Here is an 18,620-nt window from a genome sequence, read left to right as displayed (position 1 = left end):
ATTTATGCCTTGTAAGGTATTGGATCTTTTGAGTTTGCAAGTTTAAATCCATTTAGTCTTAATCTGCACGAATCACAAACTCCACAAGCTTCATCTTCTTCTTTATAACAAGACCATGTATGCTCTAATGGAACATTTAATTCAAGAGCTTTTGAAACAATCTGTGCTTTACTTAAATGAACTAAAGGAGTTTTTATTTCAATTTTAGTTGATTCTTTTGTCCCTTGATTTATTGCTTTTGTAATGTCTTGTATAAATTCATCTGTACAATCAGGGTATCCTGAACTGTCTTCTTGAACTACACCTATATACATAGCTTGGGCTTCTTCTTTTTCTGCAATTGCAGCAGTAATTGATAAGAAAATACCATTTCTAAATGGTACATAAGTAATAGGAACACCTGCTTCAATTCCATTTGTTGGAACATCAATAGATGAATCAGTTAAAGCACTTGCTCCAATTTGCGTAAAGAAAGGTATATCTATTTCATATTTTTCTTTTATTTGTAAATCATCACAAATATTTCTAAAAGCTTTTAATTCTCTTTTTTCAGTTCTTTGTCCATAATTGAAATGAACTGCAATAATATCATAACCATCATTTTTTGCTATATAAGAAGCTAAAGTAGAGTCCATTCCCCCACTTAATATACAAATTGCTTTTTTATTTGATACGCTACTCATTTGTTAAAAAATCCTTTTTTATTTCTGTAAAAAATTTCCAATTAATTGGTAAAACCTTAACTTTTGATTTTTTCTCTAAAAACTCTACATCTTTATCTAGTGCTATTAAACTGTTACATAATGATAGAGTTGAAACCATTCCTGGACTTCTTTTTTGACATACACTAAAAGTAGTTCCGTCAAAGAAACCTGGAACAAGTGTTACTCTTCCTGCTTTATTTTTTAAATCATCAGATAATTTTGATTCAATAAAGTTTGGATAAATTTCATTTGAACCTAAAAGTTTTTGAATAATCAGTTTTCCAAACATTTCAAAAATCATTGAACTAGCTAATGGATTACCTGGAAGATTTAGTATTAAAGTATCATTTATTTTTCCAAATACTGTTGGTTTACCAGGTTTTACAATAATCCCATCAAAAATTGTTTCATAGTTTAATTCATTAAAAGCAGCTTTTGTAAAATCTGCATCACCTACAGATACTCCACCTGATGTAATAATCATATTAGCATCTAAAGAGTTAACAATAAGCTCTTTTATTGCATCAATTGAGTCTTTTGCTTGTCCTATAAATGTAACATCACAACCTAACTCTTTTACTCTTGCTATTAAAGTTGGTGTATTAGAATTATAGATTTGATGTTCTTGAATTTTTTCATAATGAAGCTTTAACTCTTCACCACTTGAAAACACTACAATCTTAGGTTTTTTATAAACTTTAATATGACTAATTCCCTGAGAAGACAGTAGTGTGATTTTTGAAAAATTTATTAGATCAGACTTTTTTATTAAAAGTTCATCTTTTTTTATATCTTCTCCAATATATCTTATATGTTGGAATTTTTTTACATTTTTAGTAATTTTAATTTTGTTATCATCAAGTTTAAGAGTATCTTCTTTTGGAATAATAGCAGTTGTATTAGTTGGAACTCTAGCTCCAGTCATGATTTTTACACAACTATTTCTTTCTAATAATGTTTTATTATCATCTCCTGCAAAAATTGTATCAATTACATTTAATTCATTCTCTTTATCATCATATAAAATTGCATAACCATCCATTGCAGAGTTATCAAATTTTGGTAGATTTGATGTTGCATAGATATCTTGGGCACAAATTCTATTTAAAGAGTGTTCGATAGGTATGATTTCAAAATTTAGTTTTACTTGAAGTTGTGAAATAATATTTATAGTATCTTCAACACTAATAGCCATTATTATTCCTTTTGATATTTAAAATAAAAAACTTATGACAAGTTAGATATAATAGCGAAATTTTTTAAAAGTGAGATAAACAGATATGGAATTAATGCAAAGTGCAATAGACACACATGTATATACAATTTACTTTTTTTTAGCGATTATGTTATTTAACCTTTATTCAGTAATTACTATGAAGGATTTTATTAAGTTAGCAAAACGATTAAAATTTATGACTCCTTTATATCATTTAACTAATGCTATTGTAATGTATACAGGTGCGATTGTTGCTTTTTATGCTCATGCAATGAGCTTTACAATTTTTATTATGATCCCAACTTCTATTTTTCTTTTAGTTATTGAAATTAAAAGATATAAGAAAATGAGAGTAATTAAAAGTGCAGATAAAGAACTTCAAGAAGAGTTTTATAAATATGCAAGAAAAATTTATACTATTGAGATTATGGTGTTAGTTTCTATTTATATTATTAGTAAGGTATTTTAATAATGCAATTTACTTATCATGAAGATGCAGGACAAACAAATCTTACAATCAATAATGATACATATAAATATTTAATAAAAGCTAGAAGACATAAACTTGAAGATGAGATATATTTTAGAAATCTAATTGATAATAATATATATTTATATAAAGTGGATAATATTGGAAGAAAAGATGCTTCTCTTTCTTTATTATCAGGTGAAGAAAAGATTGTTGAAAATCATAAAAAACTACATATTGGTTGGTGTTTAGTTGATCCAAAAACAGTTGAAAAATATATAGCTTCTTTAAATGAAATAGGTGTAGATAAGATTACATTTATTTATTGTGAGTATTCTCAAAAGAATTTTAAAATTAATATTGAAAAGCTAAATAGGATTCTATATAACTCATCAAGTCAGTGTGGAAGATCTTCAATTATAAAGTTTGATACATGCAGTAGTTTAGAAACTTTTGTAGAACAAAATAAAGATGTGTATTTCTTAGATTTTTCATCGACTAATATTGATTCAAAAAAGAATGAAATTGAAACTTTAGTTTTAGGTTGTGAAGGTGGTTTTTCTCAAGATGAAAGATTTACTTTTGATAAAGATAAAATAGTTGGATTTGATTCTTCATTGATTCTTCGAAGTGAAACTGCAATTATAAGTGCAAGCTCAAAAATACTGATATAAAAAAAGCCAAGTTTTAAAACTTGGCTTTTTTATTTTATAAGAAGTTAGTTATTACCAGCTTCTTACAATTGAGTGACATCTAGAACATGCATTTAACATATCAGAGTATGCATCTGCAGCATTTAAATATGCTTTTTCATCTAAATTTAACTCTAAAACATTTAAGTCTAAGTTAATTCTTTCACTACTTGCAGCAGCAACATTAACTAAGTGTTTTTTGTTTTCAGGTAAGTAGTTTTTAATTACTTTTTTATCAGAGAATAAAGCGTTACCTTCTTTTACTAAAGCAGCACCTTCTTTGATTAATTCAAGGTTATTGTTTAAAAAACCTTTTTGAATTTGAGTCATACCTTTTTCCATGATTGACATAGATTTTTGCATAACATCTTGAGCATTAGCAACACCAAAAGCTAATGTACAAGCTACTAATAATTTTGCTAGTTTCATTTGGTTTCCTTTTTATTTTTATTAAAAAGGTTAGGGGTTACCTAACCTTTAATATTGTTAAGAGTTCTTAGTGAACATCTCTCCACATTTTTTTCTTCCATAAGAATGCAAAGATTGCGAAGATTACAAGGTAAATTAAGAATTTAGGTCCTAATTCTTGTCTTAACTCTTTTTTAGAATCACCAACTTCTTCCATATATGAAATAACTTGCTCTTGTGCTTCTTGTGTTAAACCAACTCTAGGCATTGCTGTACCTTCAAGGTGTTTTTGTGGATCATTAACAAATGTAGTTAAGTAACCTTCACCTCTAGATCTGATGTATTGAGATAAATCTGGTGGTAATTTACCCATGTACTTTTTAATATCAGCATCTGGTGTAAATGCAGCCATTGTACCATTTAACATATCTGCATATTTAATACCGTGACATCTTTGACAAGCATTAGTAAATACTTCTTTGTTTGTCATTTGCTCTGGAGCAATAGACTGTAAGTATGCTACCATATCAGCAATTTCTTGTGGTTGCATCCAACCGTAACCTGGCATTGGGTGAACTCTTCCATCTTGGAATTTGTGCTCAACTTTTGCAGCTTTTGCTGGGTTTTTAATAAACGCAGCTAAGTAATCAGCATTGTAAAGTTTACCTGCAGTACTTAAATCTGGTGGAACAACACCATAAGCAGCAGCAGAACTTGCGTTATCCATAACTTGTGGGAAACCTTCAGCTGAAATTGCGTGACAAGCTGTACAGTTTGTAGTTACTAATGTTTTACCATTTGTAGCATCACCACTTAACTCTTTAACATCTTTAACATCTTCTTGAACATCAGTGAATTTAAAATCAGCTGGTTCTACGTGAGGGTGCATTTGAGAGTGAGCAAATGGCTCAACTCCCCAGTAAGTTACTAGCGTTAAAGCTACAACTACTGCTAATATTTTTAATTCTCTCATTATACATCTCCTCTCTTTTTAGCATCAGATTTAGTAATGAATGGTAATACAAGGAATAGAATAATGAAGATCATTGCTACTACAAATCCAACCCATGCATTTACACCTGTTGGAGGTAATTTACCATAAACAGTTAATACAATTAAGTCAGCCATTAATATCCAGAACCAAATAAAGAATTTAGGTCTTTTGTGTGCTGGTAAGATTTTCGGATCTCTATCTAACCATGGTAATACTAAGAAAATAACGTTAGCAAATGCAAACGCAATTAAACCAATATCAAATGCTTTAACAGGTCCAACATCAAAGAAGAATCCTCTTAATACTTCGTATGACCATAAGAAATACCATTCTGGGTAAATATGCGCAGGAGTTACCATTGGATCAGCTGGATCAAAGTTAACTGGGTCCATTGCAAAGTTATAGTGGAAGAATACTAAGTAGAAGTAGAAAATTAAGAAAATACCTAATACAGCTAAATCTTTAGAAATAAATACAGGCCAGAAAGGAATAACTTTAGATTCTCTTTTGTTACCAGCTAAGTATTTTTCAGCTTCTTCATCAAAATCAAACTCTTCAGAAGATTGGTTATTAACGTGAGGAATTCTTAATGTATAGAAGTGTAATCCAATAATACCCATAATAACGATTGGTAATAAGAATACGTGTAACATAAAGAATCTTGTTAATGTAGCATCAGCAACGTTAAAGTCACCTCTAATCCATACAACTAATTGCTCACCGATGAATGGAACACCACCAAATAAGTTAGTAATAACCATTGCAGCCCAGTAAGACATTTGTCCCCATGGTAACATATATCCAGAGAATCCAGCAGCTGAGAATGTCATGAATAATAACATACCAGAAATCCAGATCATTTCTCTACCTTGCTTATAAGAACCGTAGTAGATACCTGTAAACATGTGAATATAGATAATTAAGAATACTACAGAAGCAGCAACACCGTGCATATGTCTAAATAACCAACCAAATGCAACTTCTTGCATAATTGTGTAGTTAACAGAGTCAAATGCTAAAGCAACATCTGGCTTGTAGTACATCATTAAGAATAAACCAGAAATTACTAAGATACCAAAAGTAGTAGCTAGTAATACACCCATTGCCCATAAGAAGTTAATATCTTTTGGAATCCAATACTCAGTCATTAAAACTTTGTTTAAAGCTGTAGTATTAAGTCTTTGATCTAACCACTCACCAACTGAGTTAGCTTTTTCAAATTTTGCCATAAACTACTCCTTATGCCGTTGCCATCGCAGCAGCGATTTTTTTGTATTCTGGTCCTTCTTCACCTAAAGTAATTGAAGTTCCTTGTACACTAAATGGAGGTAAGTCAAGTGGTCTTGGAGGAGGTCCGAAGATTTGTTCAGCAGAAGGGTTGAACTCCCCACCGTGACATGCACATTTCCATTTATCTTTTTTCCATGCTGGAATACAACCTAAGTGAGTACATAATCCAATAGCAACAGTATATCTGCTATCTCCGATTACAAGATCTCTCTCGTTATCTTTCATATCAGCAGTTTTTTTAAGAAGAAAAATTGGCTTCCCTCTCCAAGTAATTGTAACAGGTTCTCCGGCTTTTAATTCACCAAGTTCTACTTTTGTAAAACCACCTGCTAATACGCTTGGAAGTGGATCCCATACTTGCTTCATACCAACAAGCGACGCAGCACCACCTACTGCAGCAACAGCAGCAAATGAGTAACCAAGAAAATCTCGTCTATTCGTTTCATTAGACATATTTGGCTTCCTTTTTTTTTAGATTAAAATCCATATATTATATTGTTTTCTTACTTAAAATGATATGACTCTAGGGAGAAATTGTTATGTTTATGCTATTTTTTGTGAAAAAAATACTCAGGTGTTTTGAATAGGTGGAAGTTATTTTAATTATTAGAGAATTTTAACATTCTCTAATAAATTTTACGATTTCTTTTTCAATATCTTCTTTTTCAATCACTTGATCATGATTGATTTTTGCTGTAAATAAGTCTTTAATTGATTGAGGTAATACAGCTTTGTATTTAGATGAAATTTCCTCTAATGCTTCTTTATCATTGTACTTTACATCATCTTGTTTTAGGGCATTTAAAACTGTTGGAGAGAATTTTGTCCACTCTGCTGTAGAGTAAATTACAGTAGGAATTTTCTCTTCTCTTAGCTCTTCATATGCTTTAATACAAGTTGCAGTATGAGGGTCCATTAAGTAACCATCATCTAAGAAAGATTTGATGATTTTTGAACCATATTTATCATCAGAATTTACAGCACTAAAATACTCTTGAAGCTTAGCTGTTTCATCTTTACTCATTTCAAAGATTTTTTTCTCATTTAAGTCATCTAGTAACTCTTTCGTTCTTTTTGCTCCAAAAAGTGAAAAAATCACTCTTTCTATATTAGAAGATTTTAAAATATCCATAGCCGGAGATTTTGTAAGTTTTAATTCTTTATCTCTAATATCATAAATTCCAGTGTTAATCCATTCAGTTAAAATGTTGTTTTCATTTGAAGCAACAAGTAATTTTTTGATAGGAACACCCATTTGTTTTGCATAGAATCCACCAAGTACATTTCCAAAGTTTCCAGATGGAACAACTAAGTAAATCTCTTCACCATATTCAACTTCACCTTGCTTTAACAACTCTAAATAAGAGTGAAAGTGATAAATTATTTGGAAAATAATTCTTCCGAAGTTTACAGAGTTAGCAGCTGATAGTTTTATTCCATCATTTTGTAACTCATCTTTGAAAGATTGGCTTGCAAGAAGATTTTTAAGTGCAGTTTGCGCATCATCAAAATTACCTTTGATACCTAAAACTTTTAAGTTGTCTCCATCTTCGCATACCATTTGTAATCTTTGAACATCACTTGTTCCACCATCTGGATATAAACAAGCAACTTGAATGTTCTCTTTATTTTTAAATGTGCTAAGTGCAGCAGGTCCAGTATCTCCTGATGTTGCAGCTAAGATTAAGTATTTTTCATCTCTTTTTTTAGCAATTGAAGAAAGAATTGAACCAAATGGCTGTAAAGCCATATCTTTAAATGCTCTTGTTGGTCCATGGTATTGTTCATGTACAAATAAATCATCTTTTACTTTTTTTACAGGACAAGGATCAGCAGCATCATCAAATTTGTCGTATAAATCTAAAGCTTTTTGAATTTCACTCTCTTCAATATCTATCTCAAATGCTTTTAATATTGCATATGCAAGCTCTTTGTATCCATCATTGATGTGATTTAATAGAAAGTTTTCTTCTAGTTTTGGTAACTCTTTCGGTACATAAAGTCCTCCAAAAGATGCACTTGGATTTAAAATAGCATATGAAAATTCTACTTCTTTATCCTTAACTCCATCATTTCCTCTAGTCTCAATAAATTTCATTCTTCTTCCTTACGCTTCTTCGCTTAATAGTTTTTCCATATCTATGCCATTATTAGGATTATCTTTTCTTAAAAATTGTGTTCCTATTCCATCGCTTGTAAATAGTTCAAGTAATATTGAATGCTCAACTCTACCATCAATTATGTGTGCTTTATTTACACCATTATATATAGCATCTATACATGAATCAACTTTTGGTATCATCCCTCCACCAATAGTTCCATCTGCTTTATATTTTTCTACATCTTCTTTATCAAGAGAGTTTAAAAGTTCACCTTGTTTATCTAAAACACCAACTGTATCTGTTAGGAAAAGAACTTTTTGCGCACCAATTGCAGCAGCTATTTTTGAAGCTGCAACATCAGCATTAATATTAAATCCAGGATGGTTAGGTTCTGCACTATCTGCAATTGGAGCAATTACAGGGATAAAACCTTCTTTAATTAAATTATTAATCATTTCACCATTAACTTTTGTTACTACACCTGTGTAACCAAATTTACCATCTTCTTTTGGAGTAGCATTGATAATTGATGAGTCTTTACCAGAAATACCAATTGCTTTTGCTCCATGATGGTTTAAAAGTGATGTTATGTTTTTATTTATTTCACCAGAAAGTACCATTTCAACAACTCTCATTGTGTCTTCAGAAGTAACTCTGTGACCATCAACAAATTCTGATTTAATAGATAGTTTTTCAAGTAGCTCTGAAATTCTTGCACCACCACCATGTACAATAACAGGTTTGATACCTACAAGTGAAAGTAGTACTATATCTTCAGCAAACTTTTCTTTTAATTCAGGGCTTGTTTGAGCTGAGCCTCCGTATTTAATTACAATTGTTTTCCCATAAAATTTTTTAATATGAGGAATTGCATCAAGTAGAGTTTGAACTTTTTGATGTTTCTTTTGCATAATATTTCCTAGGATGTTTTTTAAAGGCAAATATTATATCAAAAATTATCTTAGTTGTTTTCTTTTAGCATGCTTTTTTCAAAGATAACAGTTTGATTTCTACCATTATTTTTAGCTTTATATAAAGCGATATCAGCATATTTAATACACTCTTTTAAGTCAATACTATTTTTAGGGAAAATAGAAGCACCAATACTAAGTGTTTTATTTATTGTAGTAGTAGGGGTTACGGGAATAGTTTTTTTCATAAAGGCTGTTCTAATTTTTTCAGCAACATCAAATACGCTTTTTTCATCACATTTATGAAGTAATACAATAAACTCTTCTCCTCCATATCTAACTATAGTATCTGAGTTTCTTGTGTTTTCATTTAGTGTTTGAGCTACAATTTGAATTGCTTTATCTCCAACATCATGCCCATACGTATCATTAACTTTTTTAAAGTAATCTATATCTATCATTAAAACACCATATGATGTATCTGCTCTATTACTTTGAGATACAATTTTAGGTAATTGGTCTTCTAAATGTTTTCTATTATAAAGACCTGTTAAGGCATCTGTTCTGGCATTTTTTTCAAGTATATTCATAAGTTTATTTGTAATAATAACTGATTTAGCTGCATCTACATAATCATTTATGTAAGGAATACTTTTTTTGATTTTTTCTAACTCTTCAGGTCTTTGTGTATAAATAGAGATTATCAAATCTAAATCATTTGAAATAGAGTAGGGAATACAAAGATAGTTTATGTTTTTATCTTTACATGAAACACAGATATTTTCAAATACACTAGAATCAACAATTTGATTTGTTTTGTCAGCTCTACAAGTTTGTTTAACATCACAATATATTTTATTGCCTACATAAACATTTGTTGTTTCACCTGTTCTTGTATCAGCCTCTTGAATATTAAAATCTTCAATATTAATTGTGTTTTTTATTACATTTGCAAGTCTTGAATATATTGTTTGTAAGTTGTCATCATGTTCAATAGTTTTTCTAAATTTATATACAGAAGATAGTCTTGATACAGTTTTTTGTACATTTACTAGTGGGTCACTATTCTCTTGAGTTTTACTTGATAAGAAAATAGATATATTTTTATCTATATCATTTAATGTTGTTTCTAGCTTTTCAAGTAGAGTATTAATCCAAGTAGAAACCTCTTTAGCATCTTTATTATTTATATCTAATACTCTTTGAGAATAGTCTCCTTCATGAGCATTATTCATTACTTTTTTTATTGATACAAAAAGTTTTAAGAAAGGTGAAATTAAATAGTTAATTAAAAATGCAATAGTAAAAATCAAAACCAAAGCAATAGCTGTAGTATTTAAAACTGTACTTATTCCTTTTTGTTTTGAATCATCAACAGGAATAGTTATTGTAATAGCTCCTAATGTATCACCTTCTTTTGCATTTGTATGACAATTAAGACAGTTGATTTCTCCTTGAGATGTAGCTTTGTAAGGAATAGTGATTCTATAAGTACTATTTGAGAAAAGTTTTTCATCAATTACTTTTATCTCTTCACCTGTCTTTAATACTTTTCTATCAATATCATCTTGAGGTACTTCATTATTAAGACCTTCTCCATACATTTCAATTACTTTATGTCCACGACTTAGCCATATTTTATCAATGTGTGGTAAATCTTCAAGTTGTTTTAAAAATATCTCTCTTTTATCAATTACTCCAGCAAGCATTTGAGAGGTAAGTGCATGCTCAACAGTTTTTGCTAAGATTGAGGCTTTATTGTCAATATTTTTGATTCCATACTCTCTAAAGTTATAAGTGAAATTTAGAATCATAAGTATAAACATAAAGAAGATAACAGTAGTAACAAGAAAAATAATCTTACTATTTGTTTTTATAGCAGCTTCCTAGAATAAGATAATTATAATAATGCAATAATATAATAAAAACCTTTAATTTTTGATGATTGATATAGTATTTTATAACAATTACTTTAGTATGATTTGTTTATGAAAAAATATTTAGCATTAAAAGCAAGTGCAGGAAGTGGTAAGACATTTGCACTAACAGTAAGATATATAACTTTATTATTAAAAGGTGCAAAAGCAAACGAGATTCTAACTCTTACATTTACAAATAAAGCAGCAAATGAAATGAGTGAGAGAATTTATAAAACTCTATTAACTTTAGGTGATGATGAAGCCTATTTAAATGCAATTTGTGAACAATCTTCAATGTCAAAACAAGAAGTTTTAGGTAAAAAAGCGTATTTAGTAAAATCATTTTCAAATGCTTCTTTGTCAATTTTTACAATTGATAAGTTTGTAAATAAAATATTAAGAGAGTTTTGTGGATATATTGGTGTTTCTGATGATTTTGAAATAAAAGAGGATGATATCGAGGCATTAAGTATAAAGTTTTTAGCTTCACTTGATGCAAATCAGTTTGATACATTGATTGATTTTTCTTTATATGAAAAGAAAAAGTTTAACTCGATATTTGAACTTTTTAAAATACTTTTGGAAAAAAATGAAAAAATAGAACCTATTAATATCGATGGAAGTTTAATCTCTTTACAAAAAGATGAAGTTTTAAAACAAGCTTTTAAAATCAAAGAAGCAATATTAAATTGTGATGTAGCATCAAACTCTGCAAAAAAAGCAGTTGATTTTGAAAACTTTGATTCTTTATTTGATAAAACATGGCTTACAAAAGATTGTTTGAGTGACTACAGCTATTTTAAAAAATGTTCAAATGATATTTTAGAAAGCTATTTTACAGATTTAAAAAAACAGCTTGAGGCTTATTATAAACTTAGAGCAAACTATAGTCTATCAAAACTATTTGAACTATTTTTAATGTTCAAAAATTTTAAACTCACTTATAATAAAAATAAAAACTACTTAGAATTTAATGATATATCAAATTTAGTTTATGATTTATTAACAACAAAAATTGATAAAGAGTTTTTATACTTTAGATTAGATTCTCAATTTAATCATATCCTAATTGATGAGTTTCAAGATACATCGATAATTCAATACAATATTTTAAAGCCTTTGATTGATGAAATTCTATCAGGTGATGAAACAAGATTTAAAACATTTTTCTATGTAGGTGATGTTAAACAATCTATTTATAGATTTAGAGGTGGTAAGAAAGAGCTATTTGATCATGTTGCAAATACGAATAAACTTTTAGAAGTAGAAGTTCTAAATACAAACTATAGGTCAAGTCAAAATGTTGTTGAATTTGTAAACTCTTTATTTATAAATGTTCCAAATTATGAATACCATAATCAACAGTCAATAAAAAAAGGTGGTTATGTAGAAGTAATTGAGGATGATGCTCTTGAAGAAGATGATAAGTTTGAAAATGTAGCTTCAAATATTGCAAACTTGATTAAAAATGGTGTTAACTCAAATGATATTGCAATTTTAACTTATACAAATGATGATGTATTAAGTTTATACTATTATTTAAAAAAGAAATTCCCTAAACTTAAAATCTCAACTGAAATGACATCAAGGTTAGTAAATCAAGAGAATGTAAAAGCTGTAATAAATGCTATTAAATATTTATATTTTAATAAAGAGATTTATAAAGAGAATCTAAATGCTCTAATAGGAAAAAAAGTTACTAGTGTTGTTGATTTACAAATAGAATTTGATAGAAAATCTGTAAGCCAAATAATTAGAGATGTTGCTTCAAAATTAATGATTATTGATCAAAATATTATAAAGCTTATTGAAGTTTGTGAAAGCTTTAGTAACATTGTTGAGTTTGTTTATGAAGTAGATAAGCTTGATGCAACTATTCAAAATAGCGAAACTGTTGGATTACAAATATTAACTATATTTAAATCAAAAGGTCTGGAATTTAAAACAGTTATTTTACTTGATAGAATAAAAAGAAAAAATGCTGATAAAAGTTCACTTCTATTTGAATATGACAGTGTTAATTTAAACAATATTTTTTATAAAATAAAAGGTTATGAAAATTATAATAAGGATTATGCAAGAGCTATTGCAAAAGAGAAATCTTTAAGTTTACAAGATGAAATAAATATTTTGTATGTTGCTTTAACTAGAGCTAAAAATAATATGTTGATTTTTAAAAAGAAGAAGTCTTCAGTATTTGATATTTTAGGCATGTCTCCTTTAAAAATAGGGCAACTTGAAGTAAGTACAAATGTTTCAAAGAACTTTGATACTTTTGAGAAAATTGAATACACTCCTATGGATTTAGGAATTCAAGAACAACAAATCTCTAAAGAGAAAGATAGTAGTAGTGAAATTTTATACTCTAGGTATTTTGGTATTGCTACACATTTTTGTTTAGAAATGATGAATGAGTTTACATATGAAAGTTTAGATTATAGTTTAAAAATCACAGTATCAAGATACTCTAATTATTTAACAAATGAAGACTTTGAAAAGATTAGATTAAGAATAACTAATTTAATTGATAATAAACAATTCCAAGGCTTCTTGGAAGATTCAGTTTTTATTGCTGAACAATCATTAATATATCAAGGTGAAGTTAAGATTATAGATTTACTTTTACAAAAAGGTGATGAGTATTTTATCTTTGATTATAAAACTACTAAAAGTGATAACTCTATTGAACATAAAAATCAAGTTAGGCACTATAAAAAAGCTATAAGTGATATATTTAAAACAAATAAGGTTTATTCATACCTTATTTATTTAAATGAAGATACTTGTTTAATCGATGAGGTTTAAACGAAATACCTAATTGAAGCAAAGCCATAAGGTTTTGCTTTTTCTATTTGTTCTATATGCTCTTTTGAAACTATTCCACCTAAAGCAATAATATCCATATCATCATAAAGATTAATAGCTTGCTTTAATGCATTTATTCCTTTTGCTTCACCCTTATTTGGTGTGTCAAATATTGGAGAGTATGTTACTGCATTTGCGTAAGATTCTTGAGCTTTTTCAATATCTGAAAGTCTATGACAAGATATGATTACATAAAGATCTAACTCTTTTGCTTTTTTAATCTTTTTAAATTGTTCAGATGTTAAATGAACACCAGTAGCACCTAATTTTTTTGCTAGTTTAAAATCTTTATTTATAAGGATTTTATCTATATTAAACTCTTTACAAGTTTCAACAAAAATCTCGGCTAACTCTTCAAAGTTTTCACTTGATTTATCTCTAAAACAAGCCATATCAATCTTATGATTAGTAAGTATCCTTTGAAGATTTTTTTTAAATAACTCTACATTACTAGAGTAGTATTTAGGGTCGGTAATAAGATACCTTTTCAAGTCGGTTTTCATTTTGTACTTTTTTAATTGAAATTTTTCAATAGTATAATATTTAAATACTAATAATAATATTAATAAAAAAAAGTAGGCATAAAAAAAGGGAAAGGATAAAATCCTTTCCCTCTTCCTTGAGTGCTTTTAGTTCTAGTTATTACTAGTGATCTTCATGCTCAATCATGATTGAACCTGCAATATATACATAAGTTAAAATCATGAAAATAAACGCTTGTAAGAAACCAAATGCAAATAACATAAAGAAACCAGCTAATGGAACGATCCATGGTACTAACATTAATAATACCATTAAGAACATATCATCCCCTCTAATTGATCCGAAAAGTCTGAATGATAAAGAAATAATTCTAGAAATATGAGAAATTATTTCAATAGGGAACATTAACGGAGCAAGTATAGGCATAGGACCCATAAAGTGTTTAAAATAGTTTACAAAACCATTTTCTTTAATACCTAAGTAATTGTAGTAAATAAATACAATTAGTGCTAATGATAAAGTAAAGTTAATGTTAGCAGTAGGTGATTCAAATCCTGGAATAATACCAGTCATGTTACTTAAGAAAATAACAATACCTAAAGAACCAATTAAAGGTAAGTATCTTCTAGCATTTTTCTCTCCCATTGTATCTGCACCCATTGATACTACACCTTGAACATAAGCTTCTAGGATGTTTTGTGTACCAGTTGGAACAAGTTGCATTTTTCTAGTTGCAGCTCTAGCAAGTAAGAATATTACTCCTACAACTAAGATAAAGTGCGATAAGATGATCCATTCTTGACCGTGACCACCGATGCTACCTAAGAACGTAAACAGTCTTCCTTCCATTTTTTTCCTTTTTGTTGTTACTCAATACTAAATTATGTCGTACATTGTATAGTTTTTTTTCTAAAATCTTTCTTTAGATATTAATTTAGATATTAATTTAAACTAAATTTGTTTGAATCTGTAACCATTTTGTTTTAATTTTTCTCTAATTTCTTTTTGATGTTCTTCACCTTTTGTCTCTAATGCAATTGTTATGTGAGCTTCACCAAAGTCCAGTTTTATCGAGTCTCTATCGTAATCTATTTGTACAATATTTGCTGAACAATCTCTAAAAATTTCAGTTAAATGTGTTAATGAACCAGGTTTATCCATAAGTGTTACCATAAGATTCATTTTTCTATTTGATTTCACTAAACCTTTCTCAATAATTTGTGAAAGCATAGTAACATCTATATTTCCTCCACTAACAATTGCACAAACTTTTGTGTCATCCATCTCAATTTTGTCATGCATAATTGCAGCAGTTGCAACAGCACCTGCACCTTCTACAACAAGCTTATGTTTTTCTAGTAAAAATAAAATTGCATTTGCAATTTCATTGTCACTAACTTCAACAATATGATCAACATAATCAATAATGATATTTAAAAGTTTAGGGTTTACATCTCTTACGGCAATTCCATCTGCAATTGTTCTAACGGATTTTGAATCAAGAGGCATTTGTGATTTATATGACTCTTTCATTGCAGTAGCACCACTTGAAACAACACCAATTACTTTAATATCCGGATTTATAGCCTTCGCAGCAATTGCAATACCTGCAATTAAACCACCTCCACCAATTGGAACTATTATTTGTTTTAAATCTGGAACTTTATCTAAAATCTCTAAAGCAACTGTACCTTGTCCTGCAATAACATCATCATCTGCAAATGGATGAATAAATTCACAGTTTTTTTCTTCTTTAAATTTCATAGCAGCTTCATAAGCTTCATCAAAATTTTCACCTGTAAGAACTACATTTGCACCATGAGACATTACTCCTGAAACTTTTGTTAAAGGAGTTGCTTCTGGCATAAAAATAGTTGCATGACAGTTAAATTGTTTTGCTGCATATGCTAAACCTTGTGCATGATTTCCTGCACTTGCTGCTACTACACCTTTATCTCTTTTCTCTTGTGATAAATTCGCAATTCTATTATATGCACCTCTTAATTTAAAACTACCCGTAAGTTGTAAATTCTCTTTTTTTAAATAAATTTCACTTCCAAAAGTTTCACTTAAAATTGGGGCTTTTGTCATTGGTGTAATTTGAGCTACACCTTCTAAATTTTTTTGTGCGTCTTTAATTTTATCAAATGTAATCATTTTTATACTTTTCATATTTATTTTTGCGAATAATATCTAAAAATAGTTTTTACTCTATTGAAGTAAAAACTATTTTACAAGAGCAAAAGCTCTTAATATTCGTACTCCTTTCTTATTTGTTTTACTGCATTAACCATATTTATAAGGCTTGGTTTTACCTCTTCATATTTTCTTGTTTTTAAACCACAATCAGGATTTATCCATAATTGCTCTTTTGGTAGTACTTCTAAAAGTAATTGAATTTGTGTTTTTAATTCTTCAACACTTGGAACTCTTGGACTGTGAATATCATAAACTCCAGGACCTACTTCTTGTTTATATCCAACATCATTAAATATTTTTAATAGCTCATTTCCACTTCTTGCAGTTTCAATTGAAATAACATCTGCATCCATATCTTCAATTGTTTTAATTATGTCATTAAATTCACTATAACACATATGAGTATGAATTTGTGTTTGTTTTTTTGCACTTGATACACAAATCTTAAAATCTCTTACTGCCCAAGATTCGTACTCTTTTATTTTATTTGCTCTTAAAGGATAGCCTTCTTTAAATGCTGCTTCATCAACTTGAATTATTTTGATTCCTGCATTTTGTAAATCATTTATTTCATCACTAAGAGCTACTGCTATTTGTTTTGATGCTTCGCTTCTTGGTAAATCATCTCTTACAAATGACCAATTTAAAATAGTAACAGGACCTGTTAACATTCCTTTCATGATTTTGCTTGTTTTGCTTTGTGCATAAGTTATCCAATCAACTGTCATTGCTTTTGGTCTACTTATATCTCCATAAATAAAAGGAGGTTTTACACATCTACTACCATATGATTGAACCCAACCATTTTGTGAAAATGCAAATCCATCTAATTGTTCTCCAAAGTACTCAACCATGTCATTTCTTTCTGGTTCTCCATGTACTAAAACTTCAATTCCACACTCTTCTTGGAAAGCAATACATTCATCAATATACTCTTTCATTTTTCTTTCGTATGCTTCATTTGAGATTTCGCCTTTTTTGAAATCTCTTCTTGACTTTCTAACTTCTGGTGTTTGAGGGAAAGAACCAATTGTTGTTGTTGCTAGGTCTTCATATCCTAAAAGTTCTTTTTGTATTTTTATTCTCTCTTCAAATTTTCCATCTCTTGAAAAGTTTGTAAAGTTATTAACTCTATTTTGAACATCTATATTATGAATTAGAGGAGAATTCTTTCTATTATGGTTGGCTTCTATATTTTCATCAAAAGCTTTTTTCTCTTTATCATTTAAAGCATTTACACCATTAAAGAAAATTTTTGAAATAAGATTTATTTCATTTAGTTTCTCGCAAGCATATGATAACCATGATTTAACAGTTGCATCTAATTTCTCTTCATATTTTAATGTAAAAGGTGTATGTAATAATGAACAAGAACTTGACACAATTAAATTCTCTTTATTAACTTTTTTTGCAATTTGTGATAAAAGTTCCAATGAATTTTGAATATCATTTTTCCAAATATTTCTTCCATCAACAATTCCTGCAATTATTTTTTTATTACTTTGGGCAATTAAATCTAATACTTCAAAATTCTCTTTTCCATATAAAAAATCTAATGCTAAAGCATATATAGGTGTATGAACTAATACTTTTGTTGCTTCATTTGAGTGTTCAAAATAAGTTGCTACTATAATTTTAATATTAGAAGATACTTTACATAGTGCATCATATGTTGGTTTAATCAGACTTAAAACTTTTGCTTCATTATCTTTTACAAAAATTGGTTCATCTATTTGAATTAATACTTCATCATCTAATTTACTTAACTCTTTTAATAATTCAATATATACAGGAAGAACTCTATTTAATAACTCAAAACAATCTTTTCCATCAACTCTTTTTGATAAACCTAAGAATGTAAGTGGTCCTATTAAATTTATTTTTGTTTTAATTCCATTCTCTTTTGCTTCTTTATATTCATTTATAATTTTAGAAGCATTAAGTTCATACTCATCCTCTAAGCTTAATTCAGGAACTATATAATGATAGTTTGTATTAAACCATTTAGTCATTTCCATAGCTACTGTATCTTTGTTTCCTCTAGCCATAGCAAAATATTGTTCTTCATTTTTTAAATTTTTAAATCTTTTAGGAATAGCATTTAATAAAACACAAGTATCTAGCACATTATCATATAATGAAAAATCGTTTGATGAAATGAAATCAATTCCAGCTTCTTTTTGATAAGACCAATGTCTTTTCTTTAAATCACTAGCAACTTTTTGTACTTCTTCAAATGAACAATTCTTTGCCCAGAAACTCTCTAATACTTTTTTTAACTCTCTTTGTTCTCCAATTCTTGGAAACCCGATTACATAATTTTTTGACATGACTTTATTATCCTTAATATTTATATTTTTTGTTTTGA

16 protein-coding genes are annotated in these 18,620 nt (G+C 28.7%); 3 read left to right on the top strand and 13 right to left on the bottom strand.

Annotated features, from left to right (window positions below; translation table 11 throughout):
• Positions 1–2: 2 nt before the first annotated feature.
• Complete coding sequence (gene queC, locus ACH5BF_RS05405; protein WP_423273185.1) at positions 3–683, bottom strand: 7-cyano-7-deazaguanine synthase QueC; 681 nt, start codon at positions 681–683, stop codon at positions 3–5.
• Positions 676–1,899, bottom strand: coding sequence for a molybdopterin molybdotransferase MoeA (locus tag ACH5BF_RS05400; RefSeq protein ID WP_423273184.1), 1,224 nt, complete (start codon positions 1,897–1,899; stop codon positions 676–678). The genes queC and ACH5BF_RS05400 overlap by 8 nt, the downstream gene beginning before the upstream one ends.
• 94 nt (positions 1,900–1,993) lie before the next feature.
• On the opposite strand from ACH5BF_RS05400, the gene ACH5BF_RS05395 reads away from it, so the two are divergent.
• Both ACH5BF_RS05395 and ACH5BF_RS05390 read left to right on the top strand, forming a co-directional pair.
• Positions 1,994–2,389, top strand: coding sequence for a hypothetical protein (locus ACH5BF_RS05395; RefSeq protein WP_423273183.1), 396 nt, complete (start codon positions 1,994–1,996; stop codon positions 2,387–2,389).
• 2 nt (positions 2,390–2,391) lie between these two features.
• The gene (locus ACH5BF_RS05390; RefSeq protein ID WP_423273182.1) at positions 2,392–3,063 is read left to right on the top strand and encodes a 16S rRNA (uracil(1498)-N(3))-methyltransferase; all 672 of its coding nucleotides are present in this window, start codon (positions 2,392–2,394) and stop codon (positions 3,061–3,063) included.
• Positions 3,064–3,114: 51 nt separating this feature from the next.
• Here the strand turns inward: ACH5BF_RS05390 and ACH5BF_RS05385 are convergent, their stop codons facing one another.
• From ACH5BF_RS05385 to ACH5BF_RS05355, 7 genes are all read right to left on the bottom strand, one after another.
• Positions 3,115–3,510: a hypothetical protein gene (locus ACH5BF_RS05385; RefSeq protein ID WP_423273181.1), complete on the bottom strand. Its 396-nt coding sequence runs from the start codon at positions 3,508–3,510 to the stop codon at positions 3,115–3,117.
• 67 nt (positions 3,511–3,577) lie between these two features.
• Entirely contained in the window at positions 3,578–4,462 is an 885-nt protein-coding gene (locus ACH5BF_RS05380; RefSeq protein ID WP_423273180.1) for a c-type cytochrome, read from the bottom strand.
• On the bottom strand, positions 4,462–5,712 hold the full coding sequence (locus ACH5BF_RS05375) for a cytochrome b (protein WP_423273179.1): 1,251 nt from the start codon (positions 5,710–5,712) through the stop codon (positions 4,462–4,464). The genes ACH5BF_RS05380 and ACH5BF_RS05375 overlap by 1 nt, the downstream gene beginning before the upstream one ends.
• A 10-nt stretch (positions 5,713–5,722) precedes the next feature.
• Positions 5,723–6,226 carry a Rieske 2Fe-2S domain-containing protein gene (locus tag ACH5BF_RS05370; protein WP_423273178.1) on the bottom strand — a complete coding sequence of 168 codons (504 nt, stop codon included), beginning with the start codon at positions 6,224–6,226 and terminating at the stop codon, positions 5,723–5,725.
• A gap of 163 nt (positions 6,227–6,389) precedes the next feature.
• Entirely contained in the window at positions 6,390–7,871 is a 1,482-nt protein-coding gene (thrC, locus tag ACH5BF_RS05365) for a threonine synthase (RefSeq protein ID WP_423273177.1), read from the bottom strand.
• Between the two features lie 9 nt (positions 7,872–7,880).
• Positions 7,881–8,786 carry an acetylglutamate kinase gene (gene argB / locus ACH5BF_RS05360; RefSeq protein ID WP_423273176.1) on the bottom strand — a complete coding sequence of 302 codons (906 nt, stop codon included), beginning with the start codon at positions 8,784–8,786 and terminating at the stop codon, positions 7,881–7,883.
• Positions 8,787–8,836: 50 nt separating this feature from the next.
• Positions 8,837–10,600, bottom strand: a complete 1,764-nt coding sequence (locus ACH5BF_RS05355; RefSeq protein ID WP_423273175.1) for a GGDEF domain-containing protein — start codon at positions 10,598–10,600, stop codon at positions 8,837–8,839.
• A 174-nt stretch (positions 10,601–10,774) separates the two neighbouring features.
• Between ACH5BF_RS05355 and ACH5BF_RS05350 the strand changes: the two genes are divergently transcribed.
• A complete protein-coding gene (locus ACH5BF_RS05350) occupies positions 10,775–13,510 on the top strand; it encodes a RecB-like helicase (protein WP_423273174.1) in 2,736 nt (911 codons plus the stop codon).
• On the opposite strand, the gene ACH5BF_RS05345 is transcribed toward ACH5BF_RS05350, so the two are convergent.
• The 4 genes from ACH5BF_RS05345 to metE all read right to left on the bottom strand — a co-directional run bounded on the left by ACH5BF_RS05345 (position 13,507) and on the right by metE (position 18,582).
• Positions 13,507–14,073, bottom strand: a complete 567-nt coding sequence (locus tag ACH5BF_RS05345) for a thiamine phosphate synthase (RefSeq protein WP_423273173.1) — start codon at positions 14,071–14,073, stop codon at positions 13,507–13,509. The two genes, ACH5BF_RS05350 and ACH5BF_RS05345, sit on opposite strands and share 4 nt — an antisense overlap.
• A gap of 142 nt (positions 14,074–14,215) precedes the next feature.
• The gene (locus tag ACH5BF_RS05340) at positions 14,216–14,902 is read right to left on the bottom strand and encodes a F0F1 ATP synthase subunit A (protein WP_423273172.1); all 687 of its coding nucleotides are present in this window, start codon (positions 14,900–14,902) and stop codon (positions 14,216–14,218) included.
• Between the two features lie 102 nt (positions 14,903–15,004).
• Positions 15,005–16,210: a threonine ammonia-lyase gene (gene ilvA / locus ACH5BF_RS05335; RefSeq protein ID WP_423273171.1), complete on the bottom strand. Its 1,206-nt coding sequence runs from the start codon at positions 16,208–16,210 to the stop codon at positions 15,005–15,007.
• A 92-nt stretch (positions 16,211–16,302) separates the two neighbouring features.
• The gene (gene metE, locus ACH5BF_RS05330) at positions 16,303–18,582 is read right to left on the bottom strand and encodes a 5-methyltetrahydropteroyltriglutamate--homocysteine S-methyltransferase (RefSeq protein WP_423273170.1); all 2,280 of its coding nucleotides are present in this window, start codon (positions 18,580–18,582) and stop codon (positions 16,303–16,305) included.
• Positions 18,583–18,620 lie beyond the last annotated feature (38 nt).

Source organism: Arcobacter pernae (assembly GCF_049472135.1).
GTDB lineage: Bacteria > Campylobacterota > Campylobacteria > Campylobacterales > Arcobacteraceae > Arcobacter_B.
Note: the sequence above shows the minus strand (reverse complement) of the source record. Positions and strands in the feature narration are given on the sequence as shown.